At 72.1% G+C, this 25,923-nt stretch carries 20 protein-coding genes; 9 read left to right on the plus strand and 11 right to left on the minus strand.

Annotated features, from left to right (window positions below):
* Window positions 1-5 precede the first annotated feature (5 nt).
* From ACWER9_RS02585 to ACWER9_RS02610, 6 genes are read right to left on the minus strand one after another with little or no spacing between them, the layout of a single operon-like run.
* Window positions 6-947: a sugar kinase gene (locus ACWER9_RS02585; protein WP_452300117.1), complete on the minus strand. Its 942-nt coding sequence runs from the start codon at window positions 945-947 to the stop codon at window positions 6-8.
* Window positions 944-1,567, minus strand: coding sequence for a bifunctional 4-hydroxy-2-oxoglutarate aldolase/2-dehydro-3-deoxy-phosphogluconate aldolase (locus ACWER9_RS02590; protein WP_452300118.1), 624 nt, complete (start codon window positions 1,565-1,567; stop codon window positions 944-946). The genes ACWER9_RS02585 and ACWER9_RS02590 overlap by 4 nt, the downstream gene beginning before the upstream one ends.
* Window positions 1,568-1,576: 9 nt before the next feature.
* Complete coding sequence (locus ACWER9_RS02595; protein WP_452300119.1) at window positions 1,577-2,413, minus strand: hypothetical protein; 837 nt, start codon at window positions 2,411-2,413, stop codon at window positions 1,577-1,579.
* Window positions 2,410-3,555: a galactonate dehydratase gene (gene dgoD, locus ACWER9_RS02600; RefSeq protein ID WP_452300120.1), complete on the minus strand. Its 1,146-nt coding sequence runs from the start codon at window positions 3,553-3,555 to the stop codon at window positions 2,410-2,412. Before dgoD ends, ACWER9_RS02595 begins: the two co-directional genes overlap by 4 nt.
* Window positions 3,552-4,262, minus strand: coding sequence for a FadR/GntR family transcriptional regulator (locus ACWER9_RS02605; protein WP_452300121.1), 711 nt, complete (start codon window positions 4,260-4,262; stop codon window positions 3,552-3,554). Before ACWER9_RS02605 ends, dgoD begins: the two co-directional genes overlap by 4 nt.
* A gap of 35 nt (window positions 4,263-4,297) precedes the next feature.
* Window positions 4,298-5,044: an SDR family NAD(P)-dependent oxidoreductase gene (locus ACWER9_RS02610; protein ID WP_452300122.1), complete on the minus strand. Its 747-nt coding sequence runs from the start codon at window positions 5,042-5,044 to the stop codon at window positions 4,298-4,300.
* 159 nt (window positions 5,045-5,203) lie between these two features.
* Here ACWER9_RS02610 and ACWER9_RS02615 point away from each other — a divergent pair, with 159 nt between their 5' ends.
* Genes ACWER9_RS02615 through ACWER9_RS02635 form a run of 5 tightly spaced genes read left to right on the plus strand, consistent with a single transcriptional unit; the run spans window position 5,204 to window position 12,526 of the window.
* Complete coding sequence (locus tag ACWER9_RS02615; protein ID WP_452300123.1) at window positions 5,204-6,499, plus strand: ABC transporter substrate-binding protein; 1,296 nt, start codon at window positions 5,204-5,206, stop codon at window positions 6,497-6,499.
* 1 nt (window position 6,500) lies between these two features.
* Window positions 6,501-7,421, plus strand: a complete 921-nt coding sequence (locus tag ACWER9_RS02620) for a carbohydrate ABC transporter permease (RefSeq protein WP_452300124.1) — start codon at window positions 6,501-6,503, stop codon at window positions 7,419-7,421.
* Window positions 7,418-8,239, plus strand: a complete 822-nt coding sequence (locus ACWER9_RS02625) for a carbohydrate ABC transporter permease (protein WP_387172644.1) — start codon at window positions 7,418-7,420, stop codon at window positions 8,237-8,239. Before ACWER9_RS02620 ends, ACWER9_RS02625 begins: the two co-directional genes overlap by 4 nt.
* Window positions 8,236-10,314 carry an alpha-galactosidase gene (locus ACWER9_RS02630; RefSeq protein WP_452300125.1) on the plus strand — a complete coding sequence of 693 codons (2,079 nt, stop codon included), beginning with the start codon at window positions 8,236-8,238 and terminating at the stop codon, window positions 10,312-10,314. The genes ACWER9_RS02625 and ACWER9_RS02630 overlap by 4 nt, the downstream gene beginning before the upstream one ends.
* 46 nt (window positions 10,315-10,360) lie before the next feature.
* Window positions 10,361-12,526 (plus strand): glycoside hydrolase family 27 protein, encoded by a 2,166-nt coding sequence (locus ACWER9_RS02635; RefSeq protein WP_452300126.1) that lies wholly within the window; start codon window positions 10,361-10,363, stop codon window positions 12,524-12,526.
* Between the two features lie 101 nt (window positions 12,527-12,627).
* On the opposite strand, the gene ACWER9_RS02640 is transcribed toward ACWER9_RS02635, so the two are convergent.
* The 4 genes from ACWER9_RS02640 to ACWER9_RS02655 form a co-directional block, all read right to left on the minus strand.
* Window positions 12,628-15,015, minus strand: coding sequence for an ATP-binding protein (locus ACWER9_RS02640; protein ID WP_452300127.1), 2,388 nt, complete (start codon window positions 15,013-15,015; stop codon window positions 12,628-12,630).
* A 162-nt stretch (window positions 15,016-15,177) separates the two neighbouring features.
* Window positions 15,178-18,204 (minus strand): S8 family serine peptidase, encoded by a 3,027-nt coding sequence (locus ACWER9_RS02645; protein ID WP_452300128.1) that lies wholly within the window; start codon window positions 18,202-18,204, stop codon window positions 15,178-15,180.
* 290 nt (window positions 18,205-18,494) lie between these two features.
* The gene (locus ACWER9_RS02650) at window positions 18,495-19,745 is read right to left on the minus strand and encodes a DUF222 domain-containing protein (RefSeq protein WP_452300129.1); all 1,251 of its coding nucleotides are present in this window, start codon (window positions 19,743-19,745) and stop codon (window positions 18,495-18,497) included.
* Between the two features lie 380 nt (window positions 19,746-20,125).
* A complete protein-coding gene (locus ACWER9_RS02655; protein ID WP_452300130.1) occupies window positions 20,126-20,605 on the minus strand; it encodes a winged helix-turn-helix transcriptional regulator in 480 nt (159 codons plus the stop codon).
* A 104-nt stretch (window positions 20,606-20,709) separates the two neighbouring features.
* On the opposite strand from ACWER9_RS02655, the gene ACWER9_RS02660 reads away from it, so the two are divergent.
* A complete protein-coding gene (locus ACWER9_RS02660; protein WP_452300131.1) occupies window positions 20,710-22,263 on the plus strand; it encodes an MFS transporter in 1,554 nt (517 codons plus the stop codon).
* Here the strand turns inward: ACWER9_RS02660 and ACWER9_RS02665 are convergent, their stop codons facing one another.
* A complete protein-coding gene (locus ACWER9_RS02665) occupies window positions 22,264-23,130 on the minus strand; it encodes an oxidoreductase (protein WP_452300132.1) in 867 nt (288 codons plus the stop codon).
* A gap of 153 nt (window positions 23,131-23,283) precedes the next feature.
* Here ACWER9_RS02665 and ACWER9_RS02670 point away from each other — a divergent pair, with 153 nt between their 5' ends.
* The 3 genes from ACWER9_RS02670 to ACWER9_RS02680 all read left to right on the plus strand — a co-directional run bounded on the left by ACWER9_RS02670 (window position 23,284) and on the right by ACWER9_RS02680 (window position 25,872).
* Complete coding sequence (locus tag ACWER9_RS02670; RefSeq protein WP_452300133.1) at window positions 23,284-24,165, plus strand: helix-turn-helix domain-containing protein; 882 nt, start codon at window positions 23,284-23,286, stop codon at window positions 24,163-24,165.
* A 45-nt stretch (window positions 24,166-24,210) separates the two neighbouring features.
* Window positions 24,211-24,753, plus strand: a complete 543-nt coding sequence (locus ACWER9_RS02675; protein ID WP_452300134.1) for a TetR/AcrR family transcriptional regulator — start codon at window positions 24,211-24,213, stop codon at window positions 24,751-24,753.
* Window positions 24,754-24,840: 87 nt separating this feature from the next.
* Window positions 24,841-25,872, plus strand: a complete 1,032-nt coding sequence (locus ACWER9_RS02680; protein WP_452300135.1) for a medium chain dehydrogenase/reductase family protein — start codon at window positions 24,841-24,843, stop codon at window positions 25,870-25,872.
* Window positions 25,873-25,923: the final 51 nt, after the last annotated feature.

A 25,923-nucleotide genomic window follows, 5' to 3' on the forward strand; every position in this document is an offset into this window, starting at 1 on the left:
GTTGGTCAGCGGACCGTACCGCCGGGGTCCTGGTCGAGCAGCGCCAGTTCGGCCCGGTCGGGCAGGCCCTCCCAGTCGCCCCGGGTGGCGACCGCGAACGCGCCGGTGGTGACGGCCCGGTCCAGTCGGGCCGACGCGTCGTCGCCGTCGAGCCAGCCGGAGAGCAGCCCGGCCACGAAGGCGTCACCCGCGCCGACGGTGTCCACGACCGGCACCGTCCGGGCTGGACGGTGGATCGTGCCGGTCGCGCTGTGGCTCGTCGCTCCACCGGCGCCGTGTTTGACGACGACCTCGGTGACGCCGGCCGAGAGTAGTGCCGAGGCGGGGTCGGTCGCGTCGGTGAGCACGGCCAACTCGTCGTCGGAGGCGATCACCAGATCGATCGAGGGCAGCAGCGGACGCAGCGCGCCGGCGGCCCGGACGATCGACCAGAGCCGGTTGCGGTGGTTGACGTCCAGGCAGATCGTGGTACCGGCCGCTCGGGCGCGTCGTACGGCCTCCACCACCGCCTGGTAGGGCTCGACGCCGAGCGCGCAGGTGATGCCTGTGACGTGCAGCAGTCGGGGTGGCGACCCGGACGCGTCGAAGGCCCTGGTCACGTCGGCCGGGCCGAGCCGGGAGCCGGCCGACCCGGCGCGGTGGTAGGTGACCCGGTTGATGTCGGCGACCCGGTTCTCGAAGAGGATCAGCCCGGTGGGGGCGGTCGCGTCGACCCGGGACCAGGTCAGGTCGACGCCCTCCGCGCGCAGCGTACGGCGGACCAGCTCGCCGGGCTCGTCGGCGCCTGTGACACCGACCCAGGCGGCCCGGTGGCCGAGCCGGGCCAGACCGATCGCCACGTTCGACTCGGCGCCGGCGACGGTGATCCCGGCGGTGCCGCCCAGCCGCAGTGGGCCGGTGGTGCGGAACGCCGCCATCGTCTCGCCGAGCGTGAGCAGGTCGGTCATTGCCGGACCGCCGCGAGGAAGGAGGCGACGCGGGTACGCAACGCCGTCGGGTCCCCGCCCCGGACGGCGTCCCCGAGCAGCGGGGAACCGACGCCGACGGCTGTCGCGCCCCGGTCGAGGTAGCGCCGCGCGCCGTCCGCGTCGACCCCGCCGACCGGGACGAACGAGGTGCCGGGGAACGGGTCGCGCAGGGCGCCGAGGTAGTCGGGCCCGCCGAGGGAGGCCGGGAAGAGCTTGATCGCGGTGGCCCCGCAGTTGTTCGCCTGCACCACCTCGCTGGGGGTGAGCGCACCGGCGAGCACCGGTAGCCCGAGTCGGCCGGCCTCGGCGAGGCTCGGTGCGATCGCCGGGGTGACCAGGAAACCGGCACCCGCGTCGGCTGCCGCGCGGGCGTCCTCGGCGCTGAGCACGGTGCCCGCGCCCAGGGCGAAGTCGGACCCGAGGGCGGCTCTGGCGCGCCGGATGACGCCGAGCGCGTCGGCGCTCGTCAACGAGACCTCGACCAGGGCGACGCCACTCTCGGCCAGGGTGAGCACGGCGGCGAGCGCCGCCGCCGGGTCCGGGCCGCGCACGATGGCCAACAGTCGATGGGTACGCAGCTCGTCGAGCAGGTTCAACACGGTGTGTCCTCAGTGGATGCGGTGGGCGGAGATGGTGAGTCGCCAGGTGACCTCGCCGGTGGGCGGGACGACCGCCGCGTCGTCGGGGCCGGCGTCGGCCAGGTCGAAGGCCGCGCCGAGCATCGGTTCGACGCCGATGCTGCGGTAGGGGTGGCTCGCCGGCCAGCCGCCCAGGTTGCGCCAGAGCGCGGTGCTGCGGGGCTGGTCCGCGCACTCCAGCTCCAGGGTGAGTCGGTCGGCCCCGTCGACCACCTGGACTCGGGCGCAGTCGAGCAGCACCGCACCGAGCGCCGTCCCGTCGTCCGGCCCGAAGGCGTCCAGGGTCAGCCCGGCCGGGGCCGGCCACGGCCCGGTCAGCCAGGGCTCGCCGGTGGGCCAGCCGCCCGGCGGCAGGAGTACGGCGGCCTCCGGGTGCAGCCGGGTCGGGATGCCGAGGGGCGCGTCGAGGCGGGCGGCGGGGGAGAGGTCGAGCAGGGCGTGCGCGGCCCAGACGAATCGGTAACCGGGGTCTGCGGTCAGTCGGTAGTCGGCGACCACCACGCCGCCCTCGTCGTTGACCCGGCGGGCGAGGGTGAACGACGGCCGCTCGATGACCACGGTGCCGGGGCCGGCGCTCCGCCACGGCCGCGACCACACCTCGCCATGGTCGGGCTCGCCACGAACGGTGGGCAGGCACTCCTCCAGCCCGCCGGCGTCGACGAACGCGTCGTCGGGGCGTACCTCGTGCCGGCCGGGTTCCGGGCCCCGCCAGAGCCACTCCCGTTCGCCGCCGTGCAGACTCGTCCACCGGCCGCCGTGCGCCGCGTCGTACGACGCCCGCAGTGCCACCGGCCTCGCGCCGGTCACCACTCGGCGAACGACCCGTCGGCGTGCTGCCAGACCGGGTTGCGCCAGGCGTGCGGCGTCTGGGCAGCCTTGCGGACCGCCGCCTCGTCGACGGTGATGCCCAGGCCGGGCCGGTCGAAGCGGGCGATGTGCCCGTCGACGAATCGGAACGGCTCCGGGTCGACCAGATAGTCGAGCAACTCCGAGCCGGCGTTGTAGTGGATGCCGATGCTCTGCTCCTGGATGAGGAAGTTCGGCGTCGCGAAGGCCACCTGGAGGCTGGCCGCCAGGGAGATCGGGCCGAGCGGGCAGTGCGGGGCGAGCAGCGCGCCGTACGTCTCGGCGAGCGCGGCGATCCGGCGGACCTCGGAGATCCCCCCGGCGTGCGACAGGTCGGGTTGGACCACGGCGACCCCGGCCTGCAACGGGCCGAGGAACTCGGTGCGACCGTAGAGCCGCTCGCCGGTGGCCACCGGGATCGGCGTGCTGGCGACGATGTCGCTCAGGTGGTGTGCCTGGTCGGGCAGGACCGGCTCCTCCACGAAGAACGGGCGCAGGGCGGCCAGCTCGGGCAGGATCCGGCGGACGGCGGCCATCCCGGCGCGACCGTGGAAGTCGACGGCGATGTCCCGGTCGGGGCCGAGCACCTCGCGGGCGGCGGCCACCCGACCGACGACCGCGTCCACCTCGGCGGAGGTGGGGATCGGCGAGAGTCGGCCGCAGGCGTTCATCTTGACCCCGGTGAGACCGGCGGCGACCTGTGCGGCGGCGGCGTCGGCGACCTCGCCGGGCTCGTCCCCGCCGATCCACGAGTAGATCCGCACCCGGTCGCGCACCGGCCCGCCGAGCAGCGCGTGCACCGGAGCGCCGTACGCCTGGCCGGCGATGTCCCAGAGCGCCTGGTCGAGGCCGGCGACCGCGCTGGAGAGGATCGGGCCACCCCGGTAGAAACCACCCTTGGTGAGCACCTGCCAGTGCTGCTCGATGCGCAGCGGATCCGCACCGATCAGGTGTTCGGAGAGCACCTCGACCGCGCTGCGCACCACCTCGGCGCGGCCCTCGACCACCGGCTCGCCCCACCCGACCAGCCCGTCGTCGGTCTCCACCCGGCAGAACAACCACCGTGGCGCGACCAGGAAGGTCTCGATCCGCTCGATCTTCACCGACTGCCCCTTCGTCCCCGTGCCTTCTCGACGTCGCGGACGGCCTTGTCCAGCAACTGACGCATCGCGGTCTCGGCCGCCGTCTCGTCCCGGTCGCGCAACGCGTCGACGACCGCGCGGTGGCTGGGCACCGGGTCGTCGTGCCCGGTGCCGCCGTGCACCAGGCGGTCCCGTTCGGCGAGCCCGGTCTCCATCACCACCTCCATCCGCTCCAGCAGCTCGTTGTGGGTGGCGGTGAGCAGTGCGCGGTGGAACGCGAGGTCGGCGGCGGTGGCTGCGGCGGGGTCACCGTCGGCCTGGGCCATCTCGGCCAGAGCCCGGTCGAGGGCGGTCAGGTCGTCCTCGGTGGCACGGGTGGCGGCCAGCCGGGCGGCGGCCGGCTCGATGATGGCGCGCACCTCGTGCAGTTGGTCGAGCAAGCGCTGGTCGGTGCCCTCGGCGAACTGCCAGCGGATCACGTCCCCGTCGAGCAGGTTCCAGTCCGCCCGGGGGCGGACGAAGGTGCCGCGCTTCTGTCGGGCGTCGACGATGCCCTTGGCCGAGAGGACCTTCAGCGCCTCGCGGAGCGCCGTGAGGCTGACGTCGAACTCCTCCTGCAACGCGACGATGTTCAGGGTCGCGCCGGCCGCGATCTCGCCGGTGAGGATGCGACGGGCGATCGCTTCGACGGTCTGCCCGTGGACGCCGCGGCGTGCGTACTGTGCCAATGCTCCTGGCCTTTTCGCTGGTCGGTATCGATCTCTCAGGCCGAGGCTTTCACCGCTGTCCAGCCACCGTCCACCACGAGGCTCGCCCCGGTGACGTAGGCGGCGTCCGGCGAGGCGAGGAACGCGACGGTGGCGGCCACCTCGTCCGGTGTGCCGAAGCGCTTCGCGACGGTCTCCGCGACGCTGCGCTGCCGGTCCTCTTCGGACACGTCGGCCCAGGCGGCGGTGAGGATCGGCCCGGGAAGCACGGTGTTGACCCGGACCTGCGGGCCGTACTCCACGGCGAGCTGGCGGCCGAGCGCGACCAGGCCGCCCTTGGCCGCGGCGTACGCGGGCCGACCGGGCAACCCGACGAGCGCGTGCACCGAGGAGATCAGCACGACCGCGCCCGAGCGGGCGCGCAGGTCGTCCAGGCAGGCGCGGACGCCGAGGAACGAGCCGGTGAGGCTGACGCCGAGCTGGTCGTCCCAGGACTGCCGGCTGGTCTCGTGGGCCGGCGCGACCCGCACCGCGTACGCGGTGCTGACCAGGATGTCGACCGGGCCGAGGCTCGCTCGTGTCGCCGCTACCGCGGCCGTCCAGTCGCTCTCCTCGCTGACACTGCCCATTACGGACAGTGCCTGGTGGCCGGCGGCGGTCAGCTCGTCGGCCAGCGGCGTCGGATCGTGGACGTCGAGCAGCGCGACAGCCGCTCCCTCGGCGGCCAGACGCCGGGCGATGGCCGCGCCGATCCCGCCCATGGCACCGGTGACCAGCGCGTTCTTGCCTTCAAGCCGGCGCATAGGCTGATCCACCTGACCCTCGCCTTGGTCTCGTCTAATCATTAATTACGAAGATATCTTGACAGCCGGCGAGGGTCGATGCAACCTTCTGGTCACAGCATTCACATGGACGACACATCGCGTGGTGACGCTGAGTGTCGTAAAGGAAGGGATACCTCCGTGAGCGACTTCGACCCCGGTCGCCGGCGATTCCTTGGCCACCTCGGGCTCGCCGGCCTGGGCGCGCTCGGCGCCAGCTCGTTCCTCAGCGCCTGCGCCAGCTCCGCCAGCGGGCCGACGACGAGCGGCGGCTCGGGCGCGGTCACCATCCAGTCCAACCTCTCCTCGCCGCAGGCCAAGGCGGCGATGGAGAAGCTGATCGAGACCTTCAACGCGCAGGGCAAGGGCACGGCGAGCCTCAACACGATCGCCGCGGAGACCTTCCGGACCCAGCTGCCGACCTACCTGACCTCGGCCAACCCGCCGGACCTCTACACCTGGTACGCGGGCTCGGTCGCCAACGACTACGCGAGCAAGAACCTGCTGCTTGACGTCTCCGAGGTCTGGAAGTCGCTCGGCGACTACCCCGAGTCGCTGCGCACCCTCTCCACCGACGCCAGCGGCAAGCAGATCTTCGTGCCGATGAACAACTACTGGTGGGGCTTCTTCTACCGCAAGTCCAACTTCGCCAAGTGGGGCGTGCAGGAGCCGAAGACCTGGACCGAGTTCCTGGCGCTCTGCGAGACGCTGAAGGGCAAGGGCGTCCCGCCGATCGGCATCGGTCTCGGCGACACCCCCTGGGTGGCCTCGGCCTGGTTCGACTACCTGAACATCCGGATCAACGGCGCGCCGTTCCACCGCGAGCTGCTCGCCGGTAAGCAGCGCTTCGACGACCCGAAGGTCAAGGCGGTCTTCACCCGCTGGCGCGAGGCCCTGCCCTACTTCGACCCCAAGGGCAAGGCGTACCCGTTCCAGGAGGCGACCACCGCCCTGCTGGCCGGCAAGACCGGCATGTTCCTGATCGGCACGTTCTTCGCCGACGCGGCGCCCAAGGACGCGCTCGGTGACCTGGACTTCTTCCGGTTCCCGATCATCGACCCGGCGGTGCCGCTGGCCGAGGAGGCACCCACCGACGGCTTCTTCGCGAGTGCGAAGACCGCCAACCCGACCGGCACCAAGGCGTTGCTCAGCTACCTGGCCGGGGTCGAGGCCCAGGAGGCGTACGTCAAGGCCAGCTCCGGCATCGTGCTGCCGGCCAACCCCAAGGCCAAGGCGTCCGACTCGCCGCTGGTGGTCAAGGGCAAGGCGATGCTCGGCGAGGCCAAGGAGCTGACCCAGTTCTTCAACCGGGACTCCAGCGACGCGCTCCAGCCGACCGCGGACACCGCACTGACCAAGTTCATCGACAAGCCGGACCAGATCGACGCGATCCTGCGGGAGTGGCAGGCCGGCGCCGAGAAGGTCTTCAAGGGCTGACGTGACAGCAACGATCTCCCCGACTTCGGTCACCCCCAACCAGCGGCGGCGACGGTCGGCCCGACTGTCGCCGCTGCTGGTGGCGTTCGTCCTCGTGCCGTTCGCGGTCGAGAGCATCTGGGTGTTCTGGCCGGCGCTCCAGGGCTTCTGGTTCTCGCTCACCCGCTGGGACGGGATGACACCGCCGACCTTCGTCGGCGCGGACAACTACGTCGAGCTGGCCGGCGACGCCACCTTCCGGGGCGCGCTCGTCAACACGGTGATCTGGTTGGTGCTGTTCGGCGGCCTCTCCGTGCTGGGCGGCTTCGGGATGGCGCTCGTCCTGCAGAAGGAACGGCGCGGGGTCGGCTTCTACCGGGCCGCGCTGTTCACGCCAGTGGTCTTCTCGCTCGTGGTGACAGCGCTGGTCTGGCGGGTGTTCTACCAGCCCGACGGCATCGCCGACACGCTGCTGCGGGCCGTCGGGCTGGAGCACCTGATCCGGCCCTGGCTCGCCGACCCGCAGACCGCCCTGTACGCGGTGATCCTGCCCGCGCTGTGGCGGCAGATCGGGTACGTCATGGTGCTGTTCCTGGCCGGGTTGAAGGCGATCGACCCGGCGCTGCACGAGGCGGCCCGGATGGACGGCGCCAACTCCTGGCAGCGGCTGCGGCACGTCACCATCCCGCAGCTCAGAGGGGTCAACGCCGTGGTCCTGTCGGTCATCGTGATCGACTCGCTGCGCTCGTTCGACATCGTCTGGTCGCTGACCAAGGGCGGGCCGTACCACTCGTCGGAGCTGCTCAGCACCTACATGTACTCGACCGCGTTCCAGAGCCTGCGGCTGGGTTACGCCTCGGCGATCGCAGTCGTGATCTTCGTGCTCGCGCTCGCCGTCATCCTCGGCTACCTGGTCCGGGCGTTCCGGGAGGAAGCGTCATGAACAAGCTCCGTACCGGGGCCTTCCACACCGGCATGATCCTGCTCTCGCTGCTCTGGCTGGGCCCGGTGCTCTGGGTGGTGGTGATGTCCACCCGGTCGTTCGACGACATCGCCGCGCACGGCGTGGGCAGCCTGCCCCGGTCGTTCACCCTGGACACCTACCGGCAGGCGTGGACCGACGGCGGCGAGCTGCGCGCGCTGATCAACAGCATGCTGGTCACCGTCCCGTCCGTGCTGGTGAGCCTCGCTCTGGCCGCGATGGCCGCGTTCGCGCTGAGTCGCTTCCGGATCCCCGGCCGGCGGACCATCCTGCTGCTGATGCTCGCCGGCAACCTGCTGCCACCGCAGATCCTGCTCATCCCGGTGGCGAAGTTCAGCGAGCTGACCGGTCTGTACGACACGCTCTGGGCGCTGATCGCGGTGCAGGTCGGCTTCGGGCTCGGCTTCTACACGTTCGTCCTGCACGGCTTCATGCGGGACCTGCCGGGCGAGATCCAGGAGGCGGCCACAATCGACGGCGCCGGCACCGCGCAGATCTTCACCCGGGTGATGCTGCCGCTGACCCGACCAGCGCTTGCCGCGCTCGGGGCGCTCTCCTTCACCTGGATCTTCAACGACCTGCTCTGGGCGATCACCGTGCTGCGTACCGACGACAACATGCCGGTGACGCCGGCGCTGCTCGCCCTCCAGGGACAGTTCGTCTCCTCCTGGAACGTCATCGCCGCCGGTACGGTCATCGCCGCCGTACCCACCGTCGCGGTGTTCCTGCGCTTCCAGCGGCACTTCGTCTCCGGCCTGGCCCTGGGAGCGGTCAAGTGACCGGGCAGCGGTGGACGCTGCGCGGCACCCACACCGAGTACACGGTTGCCGTGCCGGCGCACGGTCGCTGGCTGGAGTTGGTCGCGTGGGGACCGCACGGCGTCTCGGACGGGCCGTCGCCGGTGGCCTACGACGGCCCGGTCCCCTTCCTCACCGCCGGGGACGCGGCCCCCATCGAGTACGCCACCGACGCCGACCGCCCGTTCACCGGCGCCGATCTGGTGGTCGAGACCCCCAACGGGCAGCGGCGAGTGGGCTTCGCGCACACCGACGCGCGGGTCGACGCCGACCGGCGGGAGCTGGCCGTCGACTTCGCCGACCCGGTCACCGGGCTGCGTGCCACGGTGCACTACCGGGTGCCCGTCGGCACCGACGTGGTGCAACGGTGGGTCGAGCTGACGAACGGCGGCGCCGACGCGCTGCGGATCGTCCGGGCCGGCTCAGGCGGTTTCTGCGTACCCACCCCGCACGGCGCGCTGCTCAGCCACCAGTGGGGCCAGTGGGAGCAGGAGTTCCAGCTCTCCCACGTCGAGCTGGGCCACGGCACGTTCAGTATCGGCAGCTCCCAGGGCGTACCCGGGCATCTGCACGTGCCCTGGCTGGCCGTGCGCGACACCGCGGACCCGGCCGGCTCGGCGTGGGGGATGGGGTTGGCGTGGACCGGCTCCTGGGAGATCAGCGCGGAGCGGGACACCGGCGGGCTGACCCGGGTCCGGGTCGGCCGCCAACTTGTCGACGGTCCGCTGGTGCTGGCCGCCGGCGAGCGGCTCACCCTGCCGGTGGTCACCGGGGCGTACAGCCCGGACGGCCTGGACGGGCTGGCCCGGGTCTGGCACACCCACCAGCGGTTGCTGGCCGGGAATCGGCTCAGCCCTCGCCCGGTGCTCTACAACTCCTGGGAGGCGACCTACTTCGCCGTCGAGGCGCAGAGCCAGCTCGCCCTCGCCCAGATCGCCGCCGAGCTGGGCGTGGAGACGTTCGTCGTGGACGACGGCTGGTTCGTCGGCCGCAACGACGACACCGCCGGACTCGGTGACTGGACGCCCGACCCGGCGAAGTTCCCGGCCGGGTTCGACACGTTCATCGCCGACGTCCGCGCGCTCGGGCTGAACTTCGGCCTGTGGGTCGAGCCGGAGTGCGTCAACCCGAAGTCGTCCCTGTACGCCGAGCACCCGGACTGGGTCTACTCCGTCGACGGCCGCCCGCTCACCCCGGTCCGCAACCAGTACCTGCTCGACCTGGGTCGGCCGGAGGTCGCCGAGTTCGTCCACCGCACCGTCGACGGTCTGCTCCGCAGGTACGACATCGACTACCTGAAGTGGGACTTCAACCGGCCGCGTACCGAGCCGGGCCGTCCCGGTGGGGTCGCCACACTCGACCTGGACGGCGCGCACGTCGCCAACCTGCACCGGATCTACGAGCGGTTGCGCCGGGACCACCCGGGGGTGCTGATCGAGGCGTGCGCCGGTGGGGGCGCCCGGACCGACCTGGCGATGGCAGCCCGTGCCGACGTCTTCTGGCCCAGCGACAACACCGGTCCGCTGGACCGGCTGGCCATCCAGTACGGCTTCCTGCACGCCAACGCCCCGCACCTGCTCAGCTCCTGGGTCACCGACGCGCCCGGTCTGTTCGACCCACGGCCCCGGACGCTGGCGTTCCGGTTCGTCCTCGCGATGGCCGGGGTGCTCGGCATCGGCGCGGACATCCGGGCCTGGACTGCGGACGAGCGCGCCGAGGCGGCCGGCTGGATCGCCCGCTACAAGGAGATCCGGGACGTCGTCACGCACGGCGAGGTGCACCTGGTCGGCGGCCCCGACCAGGCCCGCTGTGCGGTGCAGTACACCGCGCCGGACGAGAGCCGGGTGGTCGTCCTGGCCTGGCACACCGGCCGGCTCGACGGCGCCGGGCTGCTCCCGTCCCGCCCGGTCCGGTTGCCCCTGCGAGGGCTCGACCCGACGGCCCGCTACTCGCACGGCGATCGGCACTACTCCGGCAGCCACCTCGCCGCTGTCGGCCTGCCCGTGCAGTGGAGCGCGACCCACGACGCCGACCTCATCGTGCTGACCCGCGACTGAGGTCGGAGCACCACCACCCCCACCCCCGAGGGACAGGAGTACCTCCATGCGCCTGAACCGACCGCTGACCGCCGCCCTGGCCGTGCTCGGCCTGGGCCTGGCCAGCCCGATGCCGGCGATGGCCGGCCCACCCCACGCCCCGGCCGCCGGAGCGGAGGACCAGGGTGCGCCGACCTGCTTCAACAGCGGGCTCGCCCCGACGCCCTACCAGGGCTGGAACACCTACTTCGGCCTCGGTGGCGATCCCACCGAGGCCGAAGTGCGGTCGGTCACCGACTTCATGGTCCACAGTGGCCTGCGTGACGCCGGCTACACCTACGTCTGGATCGACGGCAACTGGGCCGCGCCCACCCCGCGCAACGAGGCCGGCAACCTCGTCGCCGACCCGGCCCGCTTCCCCGGCGGGATGGCCGCGCTTGCCGCGTACATCCACAGCAGGGGGATGAAGGCCGGCATCTACACCGACGCCGGCCCGTACCTGCCGGGGCAGTGCGGGCTCGGCAGCAACGGCCACTACCAGGCGGACATCGCCCAGTTCGCCGGCTGGGGCTTCGACGCGCTCAAGGCCGACTGGCTCTGCGGCCGCGCCGCCGGCCTCGACCCGGAGACCACCTTCCGGGAACTGGCCGAGGCGGTACGCCAGTCGCCCCGCCCGATGCTGCTCAACATCTGCAACCCGGTCAGCTCGGACTGGGGCGGCGGCCCGTACACCCCGGAGCAGCTCTCCACCTGGAGCTACACGTACGCGCCGACCATCGCCGACTCCTGGCGGACCTACACGGACGTGGGGCTCACCGACCCGACCCCGCAGTGGGCGTACCCGTGGGTGCTGCGCAACATGGACGTCAACGCGTACCACCCGGCGGCCACCGGCCCGGGGCACTACAACGACCCGGACTACCTGCTGCCGATGCGCCCGCTGCCCGACGGCGGGTACGAGTTGAGCCTGGAGGAGTCCAAGACGCAGCTCGGCATGTGGGCCATCATGGCCGCGCCGCTGGTGATCGGCTCCGACCCGCGCGGCCTGCCGAAGGAGATGATCTCGGCGCTGACCAACCCGGAGATCGTCGCGGTGGACCAGGACCCGCTGGTCCGACAGGGCGTCAAGGTCGCCGACACCGGCACCGACGCGCAGGTCTGGAGTAAGGTGCTCGCCGGCTCAGGCAAGCGGGCCGTCGCGCTGCTCAACCGGCACGACACCGCCCAGCAGATCACCGTGAACTTCGCCGACGTCGCCCTCGGCGGCGCGGTCCGCGTCCGTGACCTCTGGTCCCGCGCCGACGTGGACGCCCAGCCCGGCACCGCCGGAGTGCAGCCGTTCGCCGGCTCGTACACCGTCGAGGTGCCGGCGCACGGTGTGGCGATGCTCCGCCTGACCGGCGCCGACCAGGTCGCCGGCGCCGACCTCGGCGGCACCGCAAGCGCCAGCCCCGCGCTGGTTCGAGCGGACGACACGCACGCCACCGCCTTCGTCCGCGACGCTTCCGGCGCACTGGCCGTGAACACCCGCACCGGTACGACGTGGGGAACGCAGTGGACCTCGCTCGGCGGCCCGGTCGGCGGCCGGATCCTCGGCCAGCCGGCGGCGTACGGCTCCGCCGACGGGCGGATCGACGTCTTCGTCCGTGGCACCGACAACGCCGCCTGGCAGCGCAGCTACATCGCCGGTACGTGGGGGACGTGGCGCAGCCTCGGTGGCACGTTGACCGATGCGCCCACGGTGGCCTGGACCAGCCCGACGCAGTGGACCCTCGTCGGCCGCGGTGCCGACGGCAAGCTCTGGTCGCGTACGCCAAGCGGTGGCTGGACCGGCGTCGGAGCTCCCGACAACCGGCCGTTTTACGGTCGGCCGAGCGCGGTCGTCGACGACAACGGTGTGCTGCACGTGGCGGTTCGCAGCCGCACCGACGAGGTGTGGTGGAGCAGCCGGACCGGCACCGGTTGGTCGGCCTGGACCAACCTGGGCGGCACCACAAGTGGCAGCCCGACCCTGCTCGCCACGTCCGGCCGGGTCTACCTGTTCGCGCTCGCCGCCGACAACCGGCTCTGGCAGCGCAACCTGACCGACGGCGCCTGGGGCGGCTGGTTCCGTCGCGGTGAGTTCGCCACCGACGCGTTCCGGGGCGCTCCCGGTGCCGCCGCCGGTGCCAACGGCAGCGCGTGGCTGGCAGTGCGCGGCGTGGACGACCGGGTGCACCAGGTGACCCTCTGATCCACGGTGGCGGGCCGTTGTCCAGCGGCCCGCCACCGGCACCGTCCCGGCCTCGTGCTCGACACGGTGACCCGGGTCCGGCTGCCTCGACCGGGCCGGGCTCAGGCCGGGACGAGTTCCCGGCATCGGCGTAGAGCGGCCTGGGCTAGCGGAGCGTCCCGGCCCACGATTCCGGCCTCCAACTCGGCGACCGCTCCCGCGGCCCGCCCCGGATCGCCGGCTGCGGCTGCTGCCTCGGCCAGCACCAACACGGCATCGGCAGCCCACGCCAGGATGCCCTTCTCCCGTACCAGAGACAGCGCGTCCGCCGCGTGCCGGACGGCCTCGTCCGAACGCCGGGTGAGGGTGAGCCGGGCCAACGTCGAGAGCGCCTGCACCAGCGGCCAGATCGCACCGACCCGCCGGGCGTCGGCCACCACCTCCCGCAGCGCCCGTTCGGCCACCGCCGCCTCGTCGCGCCCCTCCACACCGCCGCCGCTCGCGGTGCCGTCGGCGGTACGGGCCAGGACGGTCGCCAGTTCGGCTCGCGCGTCCAGCAGGGTGACCGGCATCCGCTCGGCGCTGGCGACCAGCCGACCGAGCCGTTCGGCGAGCCCGTCCAGCCGGCCGGCGGCCCGGTCCAGCGACAGTTCGGTCGCCTTTACCAGGGCCGTCAGCCGCGCGTACCCGGTCTCGTCGACGAGCGCCCGACCGGCCGCCAGGAGTGCTTCGGCAGGTGCCGGGTGGCCGGCGTGCAACGCGCCCTGTGCCCAGTTCAGGCAGGCCCGCGCATGCTCGCGGGGCCGGTCGGCCAACTCGGCGGAGGCGCGCAGCTCGGCGATGATCGCCCAGGCCGCCGGGTCGCCCAGCTCCAGCAGCAGCGACGCTCGGGCGATGCGGACCGCGAGGTGCGCCGCCGGATCCCCGCTGGCCTCCGCGGCGGCCTCCGCCTCCGCGTACCGGGCCAAGTGGTCGTCGACGTGCCGGCCGACGACGGTGTCGGGGGCCGCGAGCACCGCGAGCGCCGGGGCTCTGCGGCGCGGCGCACGCAGGTACGGCACGGCACGCTCGATCTCCGTGTACCCGCGCAGCGCCTCGCCCTGCTGGCGCAACATCCGCCCGAGCACCAGACCAAGCTCACCGCGCGCGCCGGGCGGCAACCGTCGGTCGGCGAGCAGCCGTTCCAGCACCGGGATCGCCTCGGCCTGGCTGAGGCCGTCGATGGCCGACCGGCCCAACTTGGCGGCGAGCCGGACCCGTACCGGCCGGGGCAGCTCGGCGACGTTCATGGTCTGGAGCAGGAAGCCGGCGGCGGTCGCGTCGTCGCCGCGTTCGGTGGCCAGGTCGGCGGCCGCCTCGGCGTTGCGGACGAAGTCCGCCCCGCTGCCGGCCAGCCGGTAGTGGTGCGCCAGCTGGGCCACGGGCCTCGGCAGCTCCTGTTCCAACACCCGTGCCACACGCAGGTGCAGCCACTCCCGGCTCTCCCGGGGCACCAGGTCGTACACCACCTGCCGGGCCAGGTCGTGGCGGAACCGCAGCCCGTCCCCGGCGTCGTGCAGCAGACCCGCCCGGTGTGCGGCGGTCATGGCCGCGCCGATCGCCGTCCGGTCCAGGCTGAGCACCGAGGCGAGGATGCGCTGATCGGGTGTCATCCCCAGTACGGCAGCCGCGCCGAGCACCTCCCGGGTGGCCTCGTCGAGCGGACGCAACCGCCAGAGCAGCACGTCGCGCAGGACGAACGGGACACTGTCGTCCGCCAACGGGTCACCGCCCCGCTCGGCGAGCGTCCGCAGCACCTCCTCGACCACGAACGGGATGCCGGCCGTGCGGTCGAGCAGGGTGGCGGTGAGCTGCTGCGGCGGATCGTCGAGCCGCAGGGTGCGTGCCGCCAACCGGCGTACGTCGTCGGCGTCCAACGGGCTGAGCGGGACGCGCGTGACGCTCCACGGGGGAGTCCGGGCCAGCGCGTCGTGGATCGGCGTACTGCTTCCCGGCGTCGCCGTACGTGCGGTCAGCACCACGGCCAGCCCTTGCACCGGGTGGGTGCTGAGGTAGGCGAGGAGTTCACAGGTCGCCGGGTCCGCCCAGTGCAGGTCCTCGAGCAGCAGCGTGGCGGGGCTCAGCGCGGCGAGCACCGCCGCGACGGCGCGGAGCAGGCGATGTCGTTCGGCCGCCGGGTCGGTCAACGGGGGCGGCGCGTCCGGCAGTACGTCGGCCAGTTCGGGCAGCAGTGGCGCGAGGGCGCCTGCCACCGGGCTGAGCGGGCCGAGTCGGTCGGCGCTGCCCCGGATCGCGTCCAGCAGGACACCGAGCGGAAAGGGTTCCGGCACGTCGTCGCACTCGCCGATGAGGTGCCGCCCGGGGAGTTCGGCGAGCAGTTCGGCGACGAGTCGACTCTTGCCGATGCCGGGCTCACCCTCCAGCAGGATCAGGCAGGGCGGAGTCTCGACGAGCCGGCGTAACTGGGCCAGCTCCGCCGCTCGACCGACGAACTCGACGGGCCCGCGCACACGTTCGGGGCGGACGGAAGTCGGGCTCCCGCCGCCCCGTGCCGAGTTCTCGTCGCCGTCGATCACCGTGGCCGAGCAGATCACCTCTGCGTGGCGGGACGGTGGGCCGGCGGACCGGCGGTGACCTGGGTCACACGCCGATCCGCCGGGTGGGGGGTGCAGTCAGGACTGGATGGTGACGGGCACGGTCTTCAGCGAGCCGTCACCGTTGCGGAACTCCACCAGGCCGACGTAGCGCTGCCCCGGGGCGAGGCCGAACCAGCGCAGGGTCAGGTTCGCCGTCGCGCCCGGCTGCACGGAACGCTGCTTCGGGTCGATGGTGAACCGGCCGGTGGACGTGCCGGGTGCCCCCGGCAGGTAACTGGTGATGGTGTACGCGTTCGCGCCGTCCTTGATGTTCTCGGTGAACTCCTGCTCGACGACGACGATGTAGTCACCCGCACCGTCCGGCAGGGTGACCTTGGCGCCGATCCGGGTGCTGGCCGTGGCGGTGACGAACTTCCCGGACGTGTCGTAGACGTTGAGGCTGAACTCGGTGCACTCCATCACGCCCTCCTCGTCGTCCCAGTCGATGTGGGAGCAGGTGGGTCGTGCCGACGTCACGTGGATCTCCGGACTGCGGGTGCCGGCCGGGACGTGCAGGGTGGTCCTGCTGATCGACGCGGGCAGCGGCACCGGCAGGTTGTTCGACGTGCTCCAGTCCCAGCTCGGCCCGTCGCCCTTCAGGGTCACCGCGGTGCTAGTACCGGAGGTCAGACCGGAGAGCTGGGAGATCAGCTGTCCCTTGTAGCCGACCTCGGCGGCGACCCGGACGCTGCCGAAGGTGCCCTTGCCGGTGATGGCATCGGGGACGACCAGACCGGAATTGTGTACGACGAGCGGGCTGCGTACCTCGTGCTTGAACTGGTCGCGCCAGGTCAACGAACCGTCGGCCCAGGTGTCGAACGCCCCGCCGGTGTTGGTGACCTCGACGGTGAAGCGGGCGCTGCCGCCCGGACGGATCTGTAGCTTCTTCGGCGTGACCGTGACCTTGTAGCCCGGCGGAGCCTGCACCGACGAGGTGTACGTGCTGGTCTTGTCGCTGACATTGGTGACCGTACGGGTCACGCTCTGCTTGCCCACCATCCGGCCGAGCGAGATGGACGGGTAGTTGAGCTGCGCCGTGTCGATCGCGCCGACCGTGTCGCAACCGTCCAGCTCACCGAGCCCGTAGTCGCCGCCCCGGTCGGCGGACACCCCGCACAGGTACTGGATCCAGTCCTGCTGGTTGGAGTCGAAGACCAGGCCCGGGTCGAAGGCGCTGCCCGGCTCCACCTGGCCGGCACCGTAGTTGAGCGGGGTCGCGTCGTACGTGCCGATCTTGATCGGGTTGCCCTTGTCGGTCTTGTCCACGGCGCTGGTCATCAGCGCCGAGCGGACCGCCGCCGGCGACCAGTCGGGGTGCTTGGCCAGCAGCAGGGCGGCGATACCGGCGATGTGTGGCGCCGCCATCGAGGTGCCCGACTCCAGCGCGAAGTCGTTGCCGCCGATGGATGGGGAGAACGCGGCGACGATGTCCTGACCGGGCGCGCTGATGTCCGGCTTGAGCAGCTCACCGGCGTTCAGGTTGGACGGTCCGGCCGAGGAGAACGCGGCCACCGAGGGTGCCTCGACCGTCTCCAACCGGCTCGGCGAGATGGTCGCCGTGGCGTTGCCCTTGGCGACGTACGCGGTGACAGTCGCCAGGTCGACCTCGTTGATGTGCACGGTCGGCACGGTCTGCACGTCGGCGTTGAGCGAGTTCAGTTCCTCGTTGTACAGCACCATGCCGACCCCGCCGGCCCGCGCCACCTCGATGCTCTTGTCGGTACGCGGGATCTCGCCGCGCAGGCAGAGCACGATCGCGCCCTTGACCTTGGCCGGATCCAACGTGTCGTCAGCGCAGAGGCCCGCACCGTACGCGCCGTCCGGGTCGACCGCGCTGTCCTTCGCGAAGACCAGTCGGGCCGGTCCGACGCCGGTCTCGCCCATGCCCACACCGGCGATCGTGGTGCCGTTGCCGAGGGTGAGCTTCCGGGTGTTCTGCCGGTCGGTCGTGCTCGCGGCCACAGTCGTCAGCCAGGGCGTCGAGTTGTCGACGGTGTTGGCGAACGGGCCGGAGTTGCCGGCGGCGGCGGCCACGAACACCCCGGCCGCGGCCGCGTTGAAGAACGTCGCGTCGACAGCCCCGAACTGCTCGGTGTCGTCGCCGATCGAATAGTTGATCACGTCGACGCCGTCCGCGACCGCGTCGTCGATGGCGTGCACGATGTCGATGTCGGTGCCGGTCGCGCCGCCCGCACCGTTGTCGTACAGCGCCTTGTAGATCGCCAACCGCGCGGCCGGCGCCATGCCGGAGATCATGCCCAGGTCCTGGGTGCCGGACGTCGCCCGCACGCCGTGGATGCCCGCCGCGGTGCTCGCGGTGTGGGTGCCGTGGCCGTTGCGGTCGCGCGGCGAGGAGTAGTCGTCCGGAAACGCCTCGGCGATGCCGCTGTCGTTGTACCAGCGCGCCCCGATCACCTTGTTGTTGCAGGTGACCGGCGCTTCCACGCCGACGTCGCAGGTGCCCTTCCACTTGGCGTCGATGACGGCCTGGTCGGGGCGAGGGCTGGGCAGCGGCGCGAAGCTCGCGCTCTCCGGCCAGTAGCCGCTGTCGATGACCCCGATGATCACGCCCTCACCCGCGTGGGAGTCCCCACCGAACTCCTTCTTCCACACCCCGCCCTTGCCGGTCAGGCCCAGGTAGTCGGGTGTGTGTGAGGTGGTGGCGTGCACCTTGCGGCTCTCGTACACCGCTCGGACACCGGCGGTCGCCCGCAGCCGGGCGGCCTGCGGCCCGGTCAGGTCGGCGGCGAAGCCGTTGAACGCGGTCTCCAGGGTGACGCGGGTGCGCTCGGCCGGCACGCCGACGTGGTCCAACACCGACTTACGCTGCCGGCGCAGGTGATCCCGGTACGCGTTGGCGTTCCCGGAGGTGCGGTTCAGCTTGGCCCCGCCGGCCGGCTTGGTCGCCGCGATCCCGGGAACCCCGCCGGTGTACGTGGCGAGCGGCTCATCGTCGAGCTGGACGAGGTAGCGGGCAGTCGGACCGCTGCCGGCCGGCGCGGCGGTGGCGCTGGCGGGCAGGCTGGTCAGACCGGCTGCGGTCAGCGCCACGACGGCCAGCATGCTGACCCCGTACCTGGCCCGTCCGGTCCGATGTGCGTTCGGTTGTGGCACGTCGTTGCCTCCACGTTCGGTGCCGGCCGTCACGACTGATGACGGTGGCCGAAACCTAGGATCGGCACCGATCATCGAGAAGCGTCCGTAACCTGGCTGTCATCTTGGAAACAAGCTCGTAACACAACGGGTACTTTGCGCGTCATTTCCGGACTGATTGCCGGCGCGGCCCGGCGCGGCCCGGCCCGGCGCGGCCCGGCGCGCTGCGGTGCGGTGCGGTCAGCTTCGGCTCGCTTGTCCTATGTCCGCTGGTGGTAGTGGTTGCGGCGGGGGACTTGTTCGGGGTCGAGCCAGGCGGGTGCGGTGAATTCGGGTTGGCCGTCGCTCGCGAGTCGAACTGTCCAGCCGCTGTGGTGAAGGTGTCGGTGGTGGTGGCCGCAGAGCAGCACAGCGTTCGTCAGGCTGGTCTGGCCACCGTCGGCCCAGTGTTCGATGTGGTGGGCGTCGCACCAGCGGGGCGGTCGGTCGCAGCCGGGGAACGTGCACCCCTTGTCGCGCAGCACGAGGGCGCGGCGGAGGGGGCCGGTGATGAGGCGGCGTTGTCGCCCGACGTCGAGGATCTGGCCAGCGCCGCCGAGGACGGCGGGCAGCAGGGTTGCGTCGCAGGCGAGCCGCCGTACCGTCTGCGGGGTGACCTGAAGGCCGGTGTCGAGGGTGCCGGCGCCGAGCTTGGCCGCGAGCGCGTCGTAGGTGGTGGTGACGACGATCTGGGCGGAATCGCCACCGTGTTCGGGAAGCTCGGCGGTGCGCAGGCTGAGTCGGCAGACGTCGGCGAGCGCGTCATGCCGGCGTTGCCCGGGGGACCGTTGATCGTCGGAGCCTGATGGCGCGGTCAACGGGTCGATGGCGGCGCGTAGCAGCCCTGCTGTTTCGGCATCGAGGGTGCCGGTGAGTCGGAGACGACCGTCGGTCTGCTCGGACAGGGTGAGATGGCGGTCGCGGGCAGAGCGGGCGGCTTCGGCGTCCAGGGCCGCTTTCGCAGCGGCGTCGGCAAGGTCGGGGGCGACATGGTCGAGGATGCGGCTGCCGAGTCTGCGCAGCAGGTTGGGCTCGAACTGCCCGGCCCAGTCGACGAGCAGACTGACGGCTTTCTCGGTGGCCTCGGCGCCAGCGGTGGCGTGCACGGTGGTGGCGGTGTCGGCGATGACCCGGGCCTGGTCGAGGCTGATGACGCCATCGGCCAGGGCTTGCCGGATCCCGGGGTTGCCGACGTCGAGGGCGGTGGCGACGTCGACCAGGCGGCGGCCAGCGGGCACGGTCAGCCGTAACCGTTCGCGTAGCCATACGGCGGTGGAGGATGCGCCCTGGGCGCGGGCGGTGCCGCGGCCGTCGATCTCGCGGATCAGGGCGAGTTTGACGGCGGCAAGACGCTGCTCCAGGCGGTGCGCGGCGTCGAGAGCGGCGATCAGCTCGTGCTCAGGCAGCGCCCAGGTGGCGGCGGTTGTGCAGGCGACGACGGCATTGTCTGCCTGCGCCAACTCCTCAACCATGACCCAACACTAGAACAGGTGTACGACATTTTCGGTTGACCATGATCGATGTGCCGCCCGCGCCCCCGCGCTCCTGCCCTGCGGTGAGCACGCCGCGTCGCGCCCGCGTTGCGCCGCCCGCGCTGTGCCGCCCGTGCCGTGCCGCGCCCGTGCCTCGACCTTGTGCGCCTCCCGCGCCTCCCGCGCCTCCCGCGCCTCCCGCGCCGCGCGCGCCTCCCGTAGGGCGTCCGCGCCGCCCGTGTCGCGCCCGTGCGCAGCCGCCGCGACTCGCCGTGCTGGTCAGGGCGGACGCATCGCAAGGGGCCGCCTACGAGCGCGCGGCTGGCGAGGGGTAAGCCGGGACCGGGTGGCGAAGGGTCGCTGGGCCGGCAGTGCAGTGGTCAGTCGAGTCGGACGAGGCCTGGGCCGGCGGTGATGTCGGTGTCGCCGTCCACTACGTCGTGGCCGGCCGCGCAGCGGAGCACCGCGTGGATCGGCGCGCCGCAGTCGTGGTGGGTGGCGACGATTGAGGGGCCGGTGTCGGTGGCGGCCCAGGTGTCGCCCCAGTTGCGCAGGGCGGTGATGACGGGCATGAGTTCGCGGCCCTTGCGGGTGAGTTGGTACTCCTGGCGGGTGCGCTGACCCGGCTCCCGGTACGGGATTCGTTCGAGCAGCCCGGCGGCGACCATCTCCTTGAGTCGGGCGGCCATGGCGGGCTCGCCGACGCCGACCCGACGGACGAAGTCGTCGAAGCGGCGCGTGCCGAGCAGGGCCTCGCGCATGATCAGGACCGTCGACCTGCTGCCCACGACGTCCATCGCCCGGGCCACCGAGCAGTTCTCGCTCGACCAGGAGTCGCGGTCGTTCCGTAGGTCCTCCATGTCGCCAAGCTTACCTGACTTGCGGTGACGCTAGTCAGGTGCTTCACTGGTGCATTGCTGGCTTAAGCAGACGCAAGTCAGCCCCACTCACTCCGAGGACGCCAGTGACCACCAGCACCACGAACCCGGCCCCGAGACCGCCCGGAGCGACAAGCGCCGCCCGACGAACCCTGCGCGGCTCCCGCTCGGTGACCCTCGTCGCCATGTGCCTGGGCGCGATGATCACGTTCCTGCAGATCACCGCTACGGTCTCCGCGCTGACCACGATCCAGCGGGACCTGCGGGTCGACCCGACCACCCTGGTCTGGATCCCCAGTGCGTACACCCTGATGGTGGCGAGCGTCGTGCTCTCCGCGGCCACTCTGGGCAGCCGCTACGGGCGTAAGCGCATGTTCGGTGCCGGGGTCGTCGCGATGATCGTCGGCGCAGGGGTCGTGGCCAGCGCTCCGACCGTCGGGTGGGTGATCGTGGGGCAGTTGGTCGCCGGCCTCGGTGGGGCCCTGATCCTGCCGAACAGCCTGGCGATCCTCGGCGCGACCTTCACCGACCCGCACCGCCGGACCGAGGTCATCACGGCGTGGTCGGCGGCGTCCGGCATCGGGCTCGCGGTCGGCCCGCTCATCGCCGGCGCCCTGCTAAACCACTACCAGTGGCACAGCGTCTACCTGTCGACGATCGCGCTGGGCCTGATCACGCTCGTCGTCGCTGTCGTCGGGGTGGCCGAGTCGCGGCCGATCGCCGCCCGCCTCGACGTGCCCGGCCTGCTGCTGGGCACCGTCGCCATCGCGTCCGCCGTCTACGCGCTGATCCAGGGCGGCAAGGTCGGCTACACCAGCCCGGTGGTGGCGACAGCCTGGGCTGTCGCGGCTGTCGCACTTGTCGCGTTCGTGCTCGTCGAGCTGCGAACCAGCGCGCCGATGCTCGACGTACGGCTGTTCCGGTCTCTGTCGTTCAGCGCGGTGATGGTCGTCGGCGCGGTGTCGCTGTTCGGCTTCACCGGCGTCGCGATCCTGCTGGTCCTCTTCCACGAACGTGCCCAGGCGCTCAGCCCGCTGGACACCGGCTGGCGGATGCTGGTGCTCTTCGGTGCCTACGTGCTCGCTGCCTTCGGTGCCGGGCGCGCGATCCGTCGTACCGGATTCAAGGCGCCGTTGACCCTCGGTCTGGTCCTCGGCGCGGTGGCCAGCTTCGCGCTTGCGAACCAGGGACCGACCACGTCGTTCGGTGACCGTTGGCCGCTGTTCGCGTTGTTCGGCGCGGCCAGCGCTCTGGTGGTGGCGCCGGCGACGGCGGCGGCGTTGGCGAGCGTCGCGCCAGCCCAGGCGGGCATGGCCTCCGGGGCGGTCAACGCCGCCCGACAGGTCGGCTCGGTGCTCGGCTCGTCCCTGCTCGGCACGCTCCTCACCACCACGATGGTGGCCGACCTGCCGGACCGGCTCGCCGCGCACCAGGTCGCCGAACCCACCCGTACCGCGGTGCAGGCGGCGGTGGCCTCCGGTGCCAACGGCGGGCAACCGCTACCCGACCCGGTCCGGGCGGCGATCGCCGAGGCGCTGACCTCGGGTGTGCAGGCCGGGTTGCGGGTCACCGGGGTCGTCTTCCTCGTCACCGCCGTGCTCGCGCTCGCCCTCATCCGCAACCGGCCGCACCAGCACTAGCTAGGCGGCGATCCCGTCCAGCTGTTCGACGGCGTCGGCCGGCAGTTCCAGATCGGCCGCCGCCAGGTTCTCCCGCAGGTGCGCCACGCTCGAGGTGCCGGGGATCAGCACGATGGCGGGGGACCGCTGGAGCAACCAGGCCAGGGCGACCTGCTGCGGCGAGGCACCCAGCCGGGCGGCCACGCCCTCGAGCGTGTCGGACTGCAACGGCGTGAACCCACCGAGCGGGAAGTACGGCGCGAACGCGATGTTCTCCGCCGCGCACCTGTCGACAAGGGCGTCGTCCAGCCGGTTGGCGAGGTTGTAGTGGTTCTGCACCGTGACCACCGGGGCGATGGCCTGGGCCTCGGTGAGCTGGTCGAGCGTGACGTTGCTGAGCCCCAGGTGCCGGATCAGACCGTCCTGCCGCAGCTCGGCCAGGGCGGCGAACTGCGCACCGAGCGGTGCTTCGCTGGCGCCGTGTGCCGCCCCCACCCGCAGGTTGACCACGTCGAGGGCATCCAGGCCGAGGTGCTGAAGGTTCTCCCGGACCTGGGCCTTGAGGTCGTCCGGCGCCAGAGACGGGATCCAGGAGCCGTCGGCGCCGCGTCGCGCGCCGACCTTGGTGACCAGATGCAGACCCCGGGGGTACGGGTGGAGCGCCTCGCGGATCAGTTCGTTGACCACGACCGGCCCGTAGAAGTCGCTGGTGTCGATGTGCCGGACGCCCAGCTCGACGGCCAGGCGGAGCACGGCCAGCGCCTGCTCACGGTCGCGGGGCGGGCCGAAGACACCGGGGCCGGCCAGCTGCATCGCCCCGTAGCCCATCCGGCTCAGCGTGAGGCCGTCAGCCGGGGTGAGGGCATCACCGGGAAGGTTCTCGCTCATGTCGTCCTCCTGTCGATCGTCGTGACGTCCGGGGGCCGCTCGCAACCGGCCCTCGACGACTGTGCGCCGGGGCCGACCTGGGCGGCAGGGCGAGCTGTTCCTGGTAGTGACACAGCCAGCCACCGGGCCGTCCGGCGATCTACCGTCGGTGGCATGGACGCGACGAACCCGCTCGGCGACTTCCTGCGTGCCCGCCGCGAGCAGACCCGACCCGAGGACGTCGGGCTCGGCCCGGGTGTGGGCCTGCGCCGGGTGCCGGGGCTGCGCCGTGAGGAGGTGGCGATGCTGGCCGGCATCAGCGCCGACTACTACCTCCGCCTGGAGCAGGGGCGTGAGAGGCACCCCTCGGTGCAGGTTCTCGATGCCCTCGCCGGGGTGCTGCGGCTCGATCCGGAGGCGACCGCGTACATGATCGGGTTGAGCCGTGCGCGGTCACGCCGGGCGGCCCGACCCGCCGCCGAGCGGGTGCCGGCCAGCATCCTGCACCTGCTGCGCCAGCTCTCCATGCCGGCCTTCGTGCAGAACCGCTACCTCGACATCCTGGCCTCGAACCCGATGGCGAGGGCGCTGTCGCCGAATCTCGCCCCGGGCTCCAACCGGCTCCTCGCGGTGTTCCTGGACGAGGCCGAGCGGGAGCTGTTCCGCGACTGGCGGCAGGCGATGCAGAGCGTGGTGGGGCAGATGCGTGCCGACTCGGGTGGAGCCACCGACGACCCGCGGTTGACGGCGTTGGTGGGCGAGTTGTCACTCAAGAGCGACTGCTTCCGGCAGCTGTGGGCGCGCCACGAGGTGCGTCGACGGGAGGGCGTGGTGAGCCGGCTGCACCACCCCGAGGTGGGCGACCTCGACCTGTACTGCGACAAGCTCGCGGTGGCGGGCGCCGACGGGCAACTGCTGGTGATCTACCACGCCGAGCCGGGCACGGAGTCCGCCCGCTCGTTGGCGCTGCTCGGCTCGATCGCCGCCAGCGGCGTGGACGACGTGCCGGACAGTCTCCGACCCGGCGATCCGGCCCGCCTCTATCCGCTGGAGTGAGCCCGGGGCTTGACGAGCGTTGTTAGTGAGTGCACACTTACAAACATGCGATCCACCGCCGAGGCCCGCCGGGCCACCGTCCTGAACACCGCGGTCTCGGTGTTCGCGCGCGCCGGCTTCCACGCCACCCCGGTCACCGCCGTGGCGGCCGCTGCCGGCATCTCCGAGGCGTACGTCTTCCGGCTCTTCTCCGGAAAGCTCGGGCTGTTCGTGGCGGCGGCCGGAGCGTGTTTCGACCGGATAGCCGACGCGATCGAGGCGGGTGCGGAGCGGGCCGCGGGTGGCAGCCCGGAGGAGATCCTCGACGCCATGGGTGGTGCGTACGCCGAGCTGATCGCCGATCGCGACCTGCTGCTCTTCCAGGTGCAGGCGCAGGCCGTCACGGACATCCCGGAGGTCGCCGAGGCGGTGCGGGCCGGCTACCGGCGGGTCGCGACCTTCGTGCAGAGCCGGGCCGGGGCCAGTGATGCGCAGGTGCAGCAGTTCTTCGCGTACGGCCAGTTGTGCCACCTGATCGTGACCGCAGGTCTGGAGCAGGTTCCGGAGCCCTGGGCTCGGGCCCTGACCGCAGGCATCCGCCACCCCTGACCGACCCTATGTGCGGGCCGCTTCGGCGGCCCACTTCTTCGACCTTCGAAGTGTGTGAGTGCACACTTACAAACAAAGGAGAGTCCGATGGCCACCGACACGATGATCACCGAAGTGGTACTGCCCGGCGTGGTGGAGCCCGAGGGCCTCCTGCTGCACCGACGCGCGATGCCCACCCCCGACCGGGGGCAGGTGCTCGTCCAGGTCGAGGCCACCGGGATCTCGTTCGCCGAGCAGCAGATGCGCCACGCGCTCTACCCCGGCCAGCCGAAGTTCCCGTTCGTGCCCGGGTACGACCTCGTCGGCACGGTCCGGGCGGTCGGTCCCGGCGGCGACGACGCGCTGATCGGCACCCGGGTGGCGGCGGTCACCAAGACCGGCGCCTGGGCCTCACACACCCTTGTCGACATCGACGCTCTGGCCCCGGTACCCGTGGGTCTGGACCCGGCCGAGGCCGAGACCGTCGTCGTCAACGGGGTGACCGCCTGGCAGATGCTGCGCGACGCCGACCTGAAGGCCGGGCAGACCATCCTCGTGCACGGCGCGAACGGCGGCGTGGGGAGCGTGCTCGTCCAACTCGGCCGACACCTCGGCCTGCGGGTCATCGGCACCGCCGCCGCACGGCACCACGCCGGCCTCCGCGACCTCGGCGTCGAACCGCTCGACTACCGCGACCCGGACATGGCCGCCCAGGTCCGCGAGCTGTCGCCAGGTGGGGTCGACGCCGTCTTCGACCCGGTCGGCGGCCCGGGCGTACGCACCTCGTACGCCCTGCTCGCCCCCGGCGGCAAGCTTGTCGTCTACGGCAACGCCGCCGCGGTGGGCACCGGGCAGTCGGTCGTGTGGGTCTTCGTGAAGCTGTTGGCCCGCCTCTACACCTGGAACGCGCTGCCCAACGGGCACCAGGCCGGCTTCTACAACTTCTGGGCGGGACAGCGCACCCGTCCGGCCGCGTTCCGCCGGCGTCTGCGCGCCGACCTCGGCACCGTGCTCGATCTGTTGCGGCAGGGAGTGATCGTGCCGCAGATCGCTGCCCGCTACCCGCTCACCGAGGTCTCCACCGCGCTGGTGTTCGCCGAGACCCGGAGCCGGGCCGGCAAGGTGGTGTTGGAGCCCTGACCACCGGCTCGGCAGGGGTCAGGTGTGCGGCGGGCGAGGTAGCCTCACGAC

This window comes from Micromonospora sp. NPDC003944 (genome assembly GCF_053605225.1).

What these genes read in the sequence shown, in the direction of transcription:
- ACWER9_RS02635 (WP_452300126.1), top strand. Translation starts at nt 10,361, where the DNA reads ATGCGCCTGAACCGACCGCTGACCGCCGCCCTGGCCGTGCTCGGCCTG.
- ACWER9_RS02665 (WP_452300132.1), bottom strand. Translation starts at nt 23,130, where the DNA reads ATGAGCGAGAACCTTCCCGGTGATGCCCTCACCCCGGCTGACGGCCTC.
- ACWER9_RS02625 (WP_387172644.1), top strand. Translation starts at nt 7,418, where the DNA reads ATGAACAAGCTCCGTACCGGGGCCTTCCACACCGGCATGATCCTGCTC.
- ACWER9_RS02680 (WP_452300135.1), top strand. Translation starts at nt 24,841, where the DNA reads ATGGCCACCGACACGATGATCACCGAAGTGGTACTGCCCGGCGTGGTG.
- ACWER9_RS02655 (WP_452300130.1), bottom strand. Translation starts at nt 20,605, where the DNA reads ATGGAGGACCTACGGAACGACCGCGACTCCTGGTCGAGCGAGAACTGC.
- ACWER9_RS02650 (WP_452300129.1), bottom strand. Translation starts at nt 19,745, where the DNA reads ATGGTTGAGGAGTTGGCGCAGGCAGACAATGCCGTCGTCGCCTGCACA.
- ACWER9_RS02675 (WP_452300134.1), top strand. Translation starts at nt 24,211, where the DNA reads ATGCGATCCACCGCCGAGGCCCGCCGGGCCACCGTCCTGAACACCGCG.
- ACWER9_RS02585 (WP_452300117.1), bottom strand. Translation starts at nt 947, where the DNA reads ATGACCGACCTGCTCACGCTCGGCGAGACGATGGCGGCGTTCCGCACC.
- ACWER9_RS02645 (WP_452300128.1), bottom strand. Translation starts at nt 18,204, where the DNA reads ATGCTGGCCGTCGTGGCGCTGACCGCAGCCGGTCTGACCAGCCTGCCC.
- ACWER9_RS02610 (WP_452300122.1), bottom strand. Translation starts at nt 5,044, where the DNA reads ATGCGCCGGCTTGAAGGCAAGAACGCGCTGGTCACCGGTGCCATGGGC.
- ACWER9_RS02670 (WP_452300133.1), top strand. Translation starts at nt 23,284, where the DNA reads ATGGACGCGACGAACCCGCTCGGCGACTTCCTGCGTGCCCGCCGCGAG.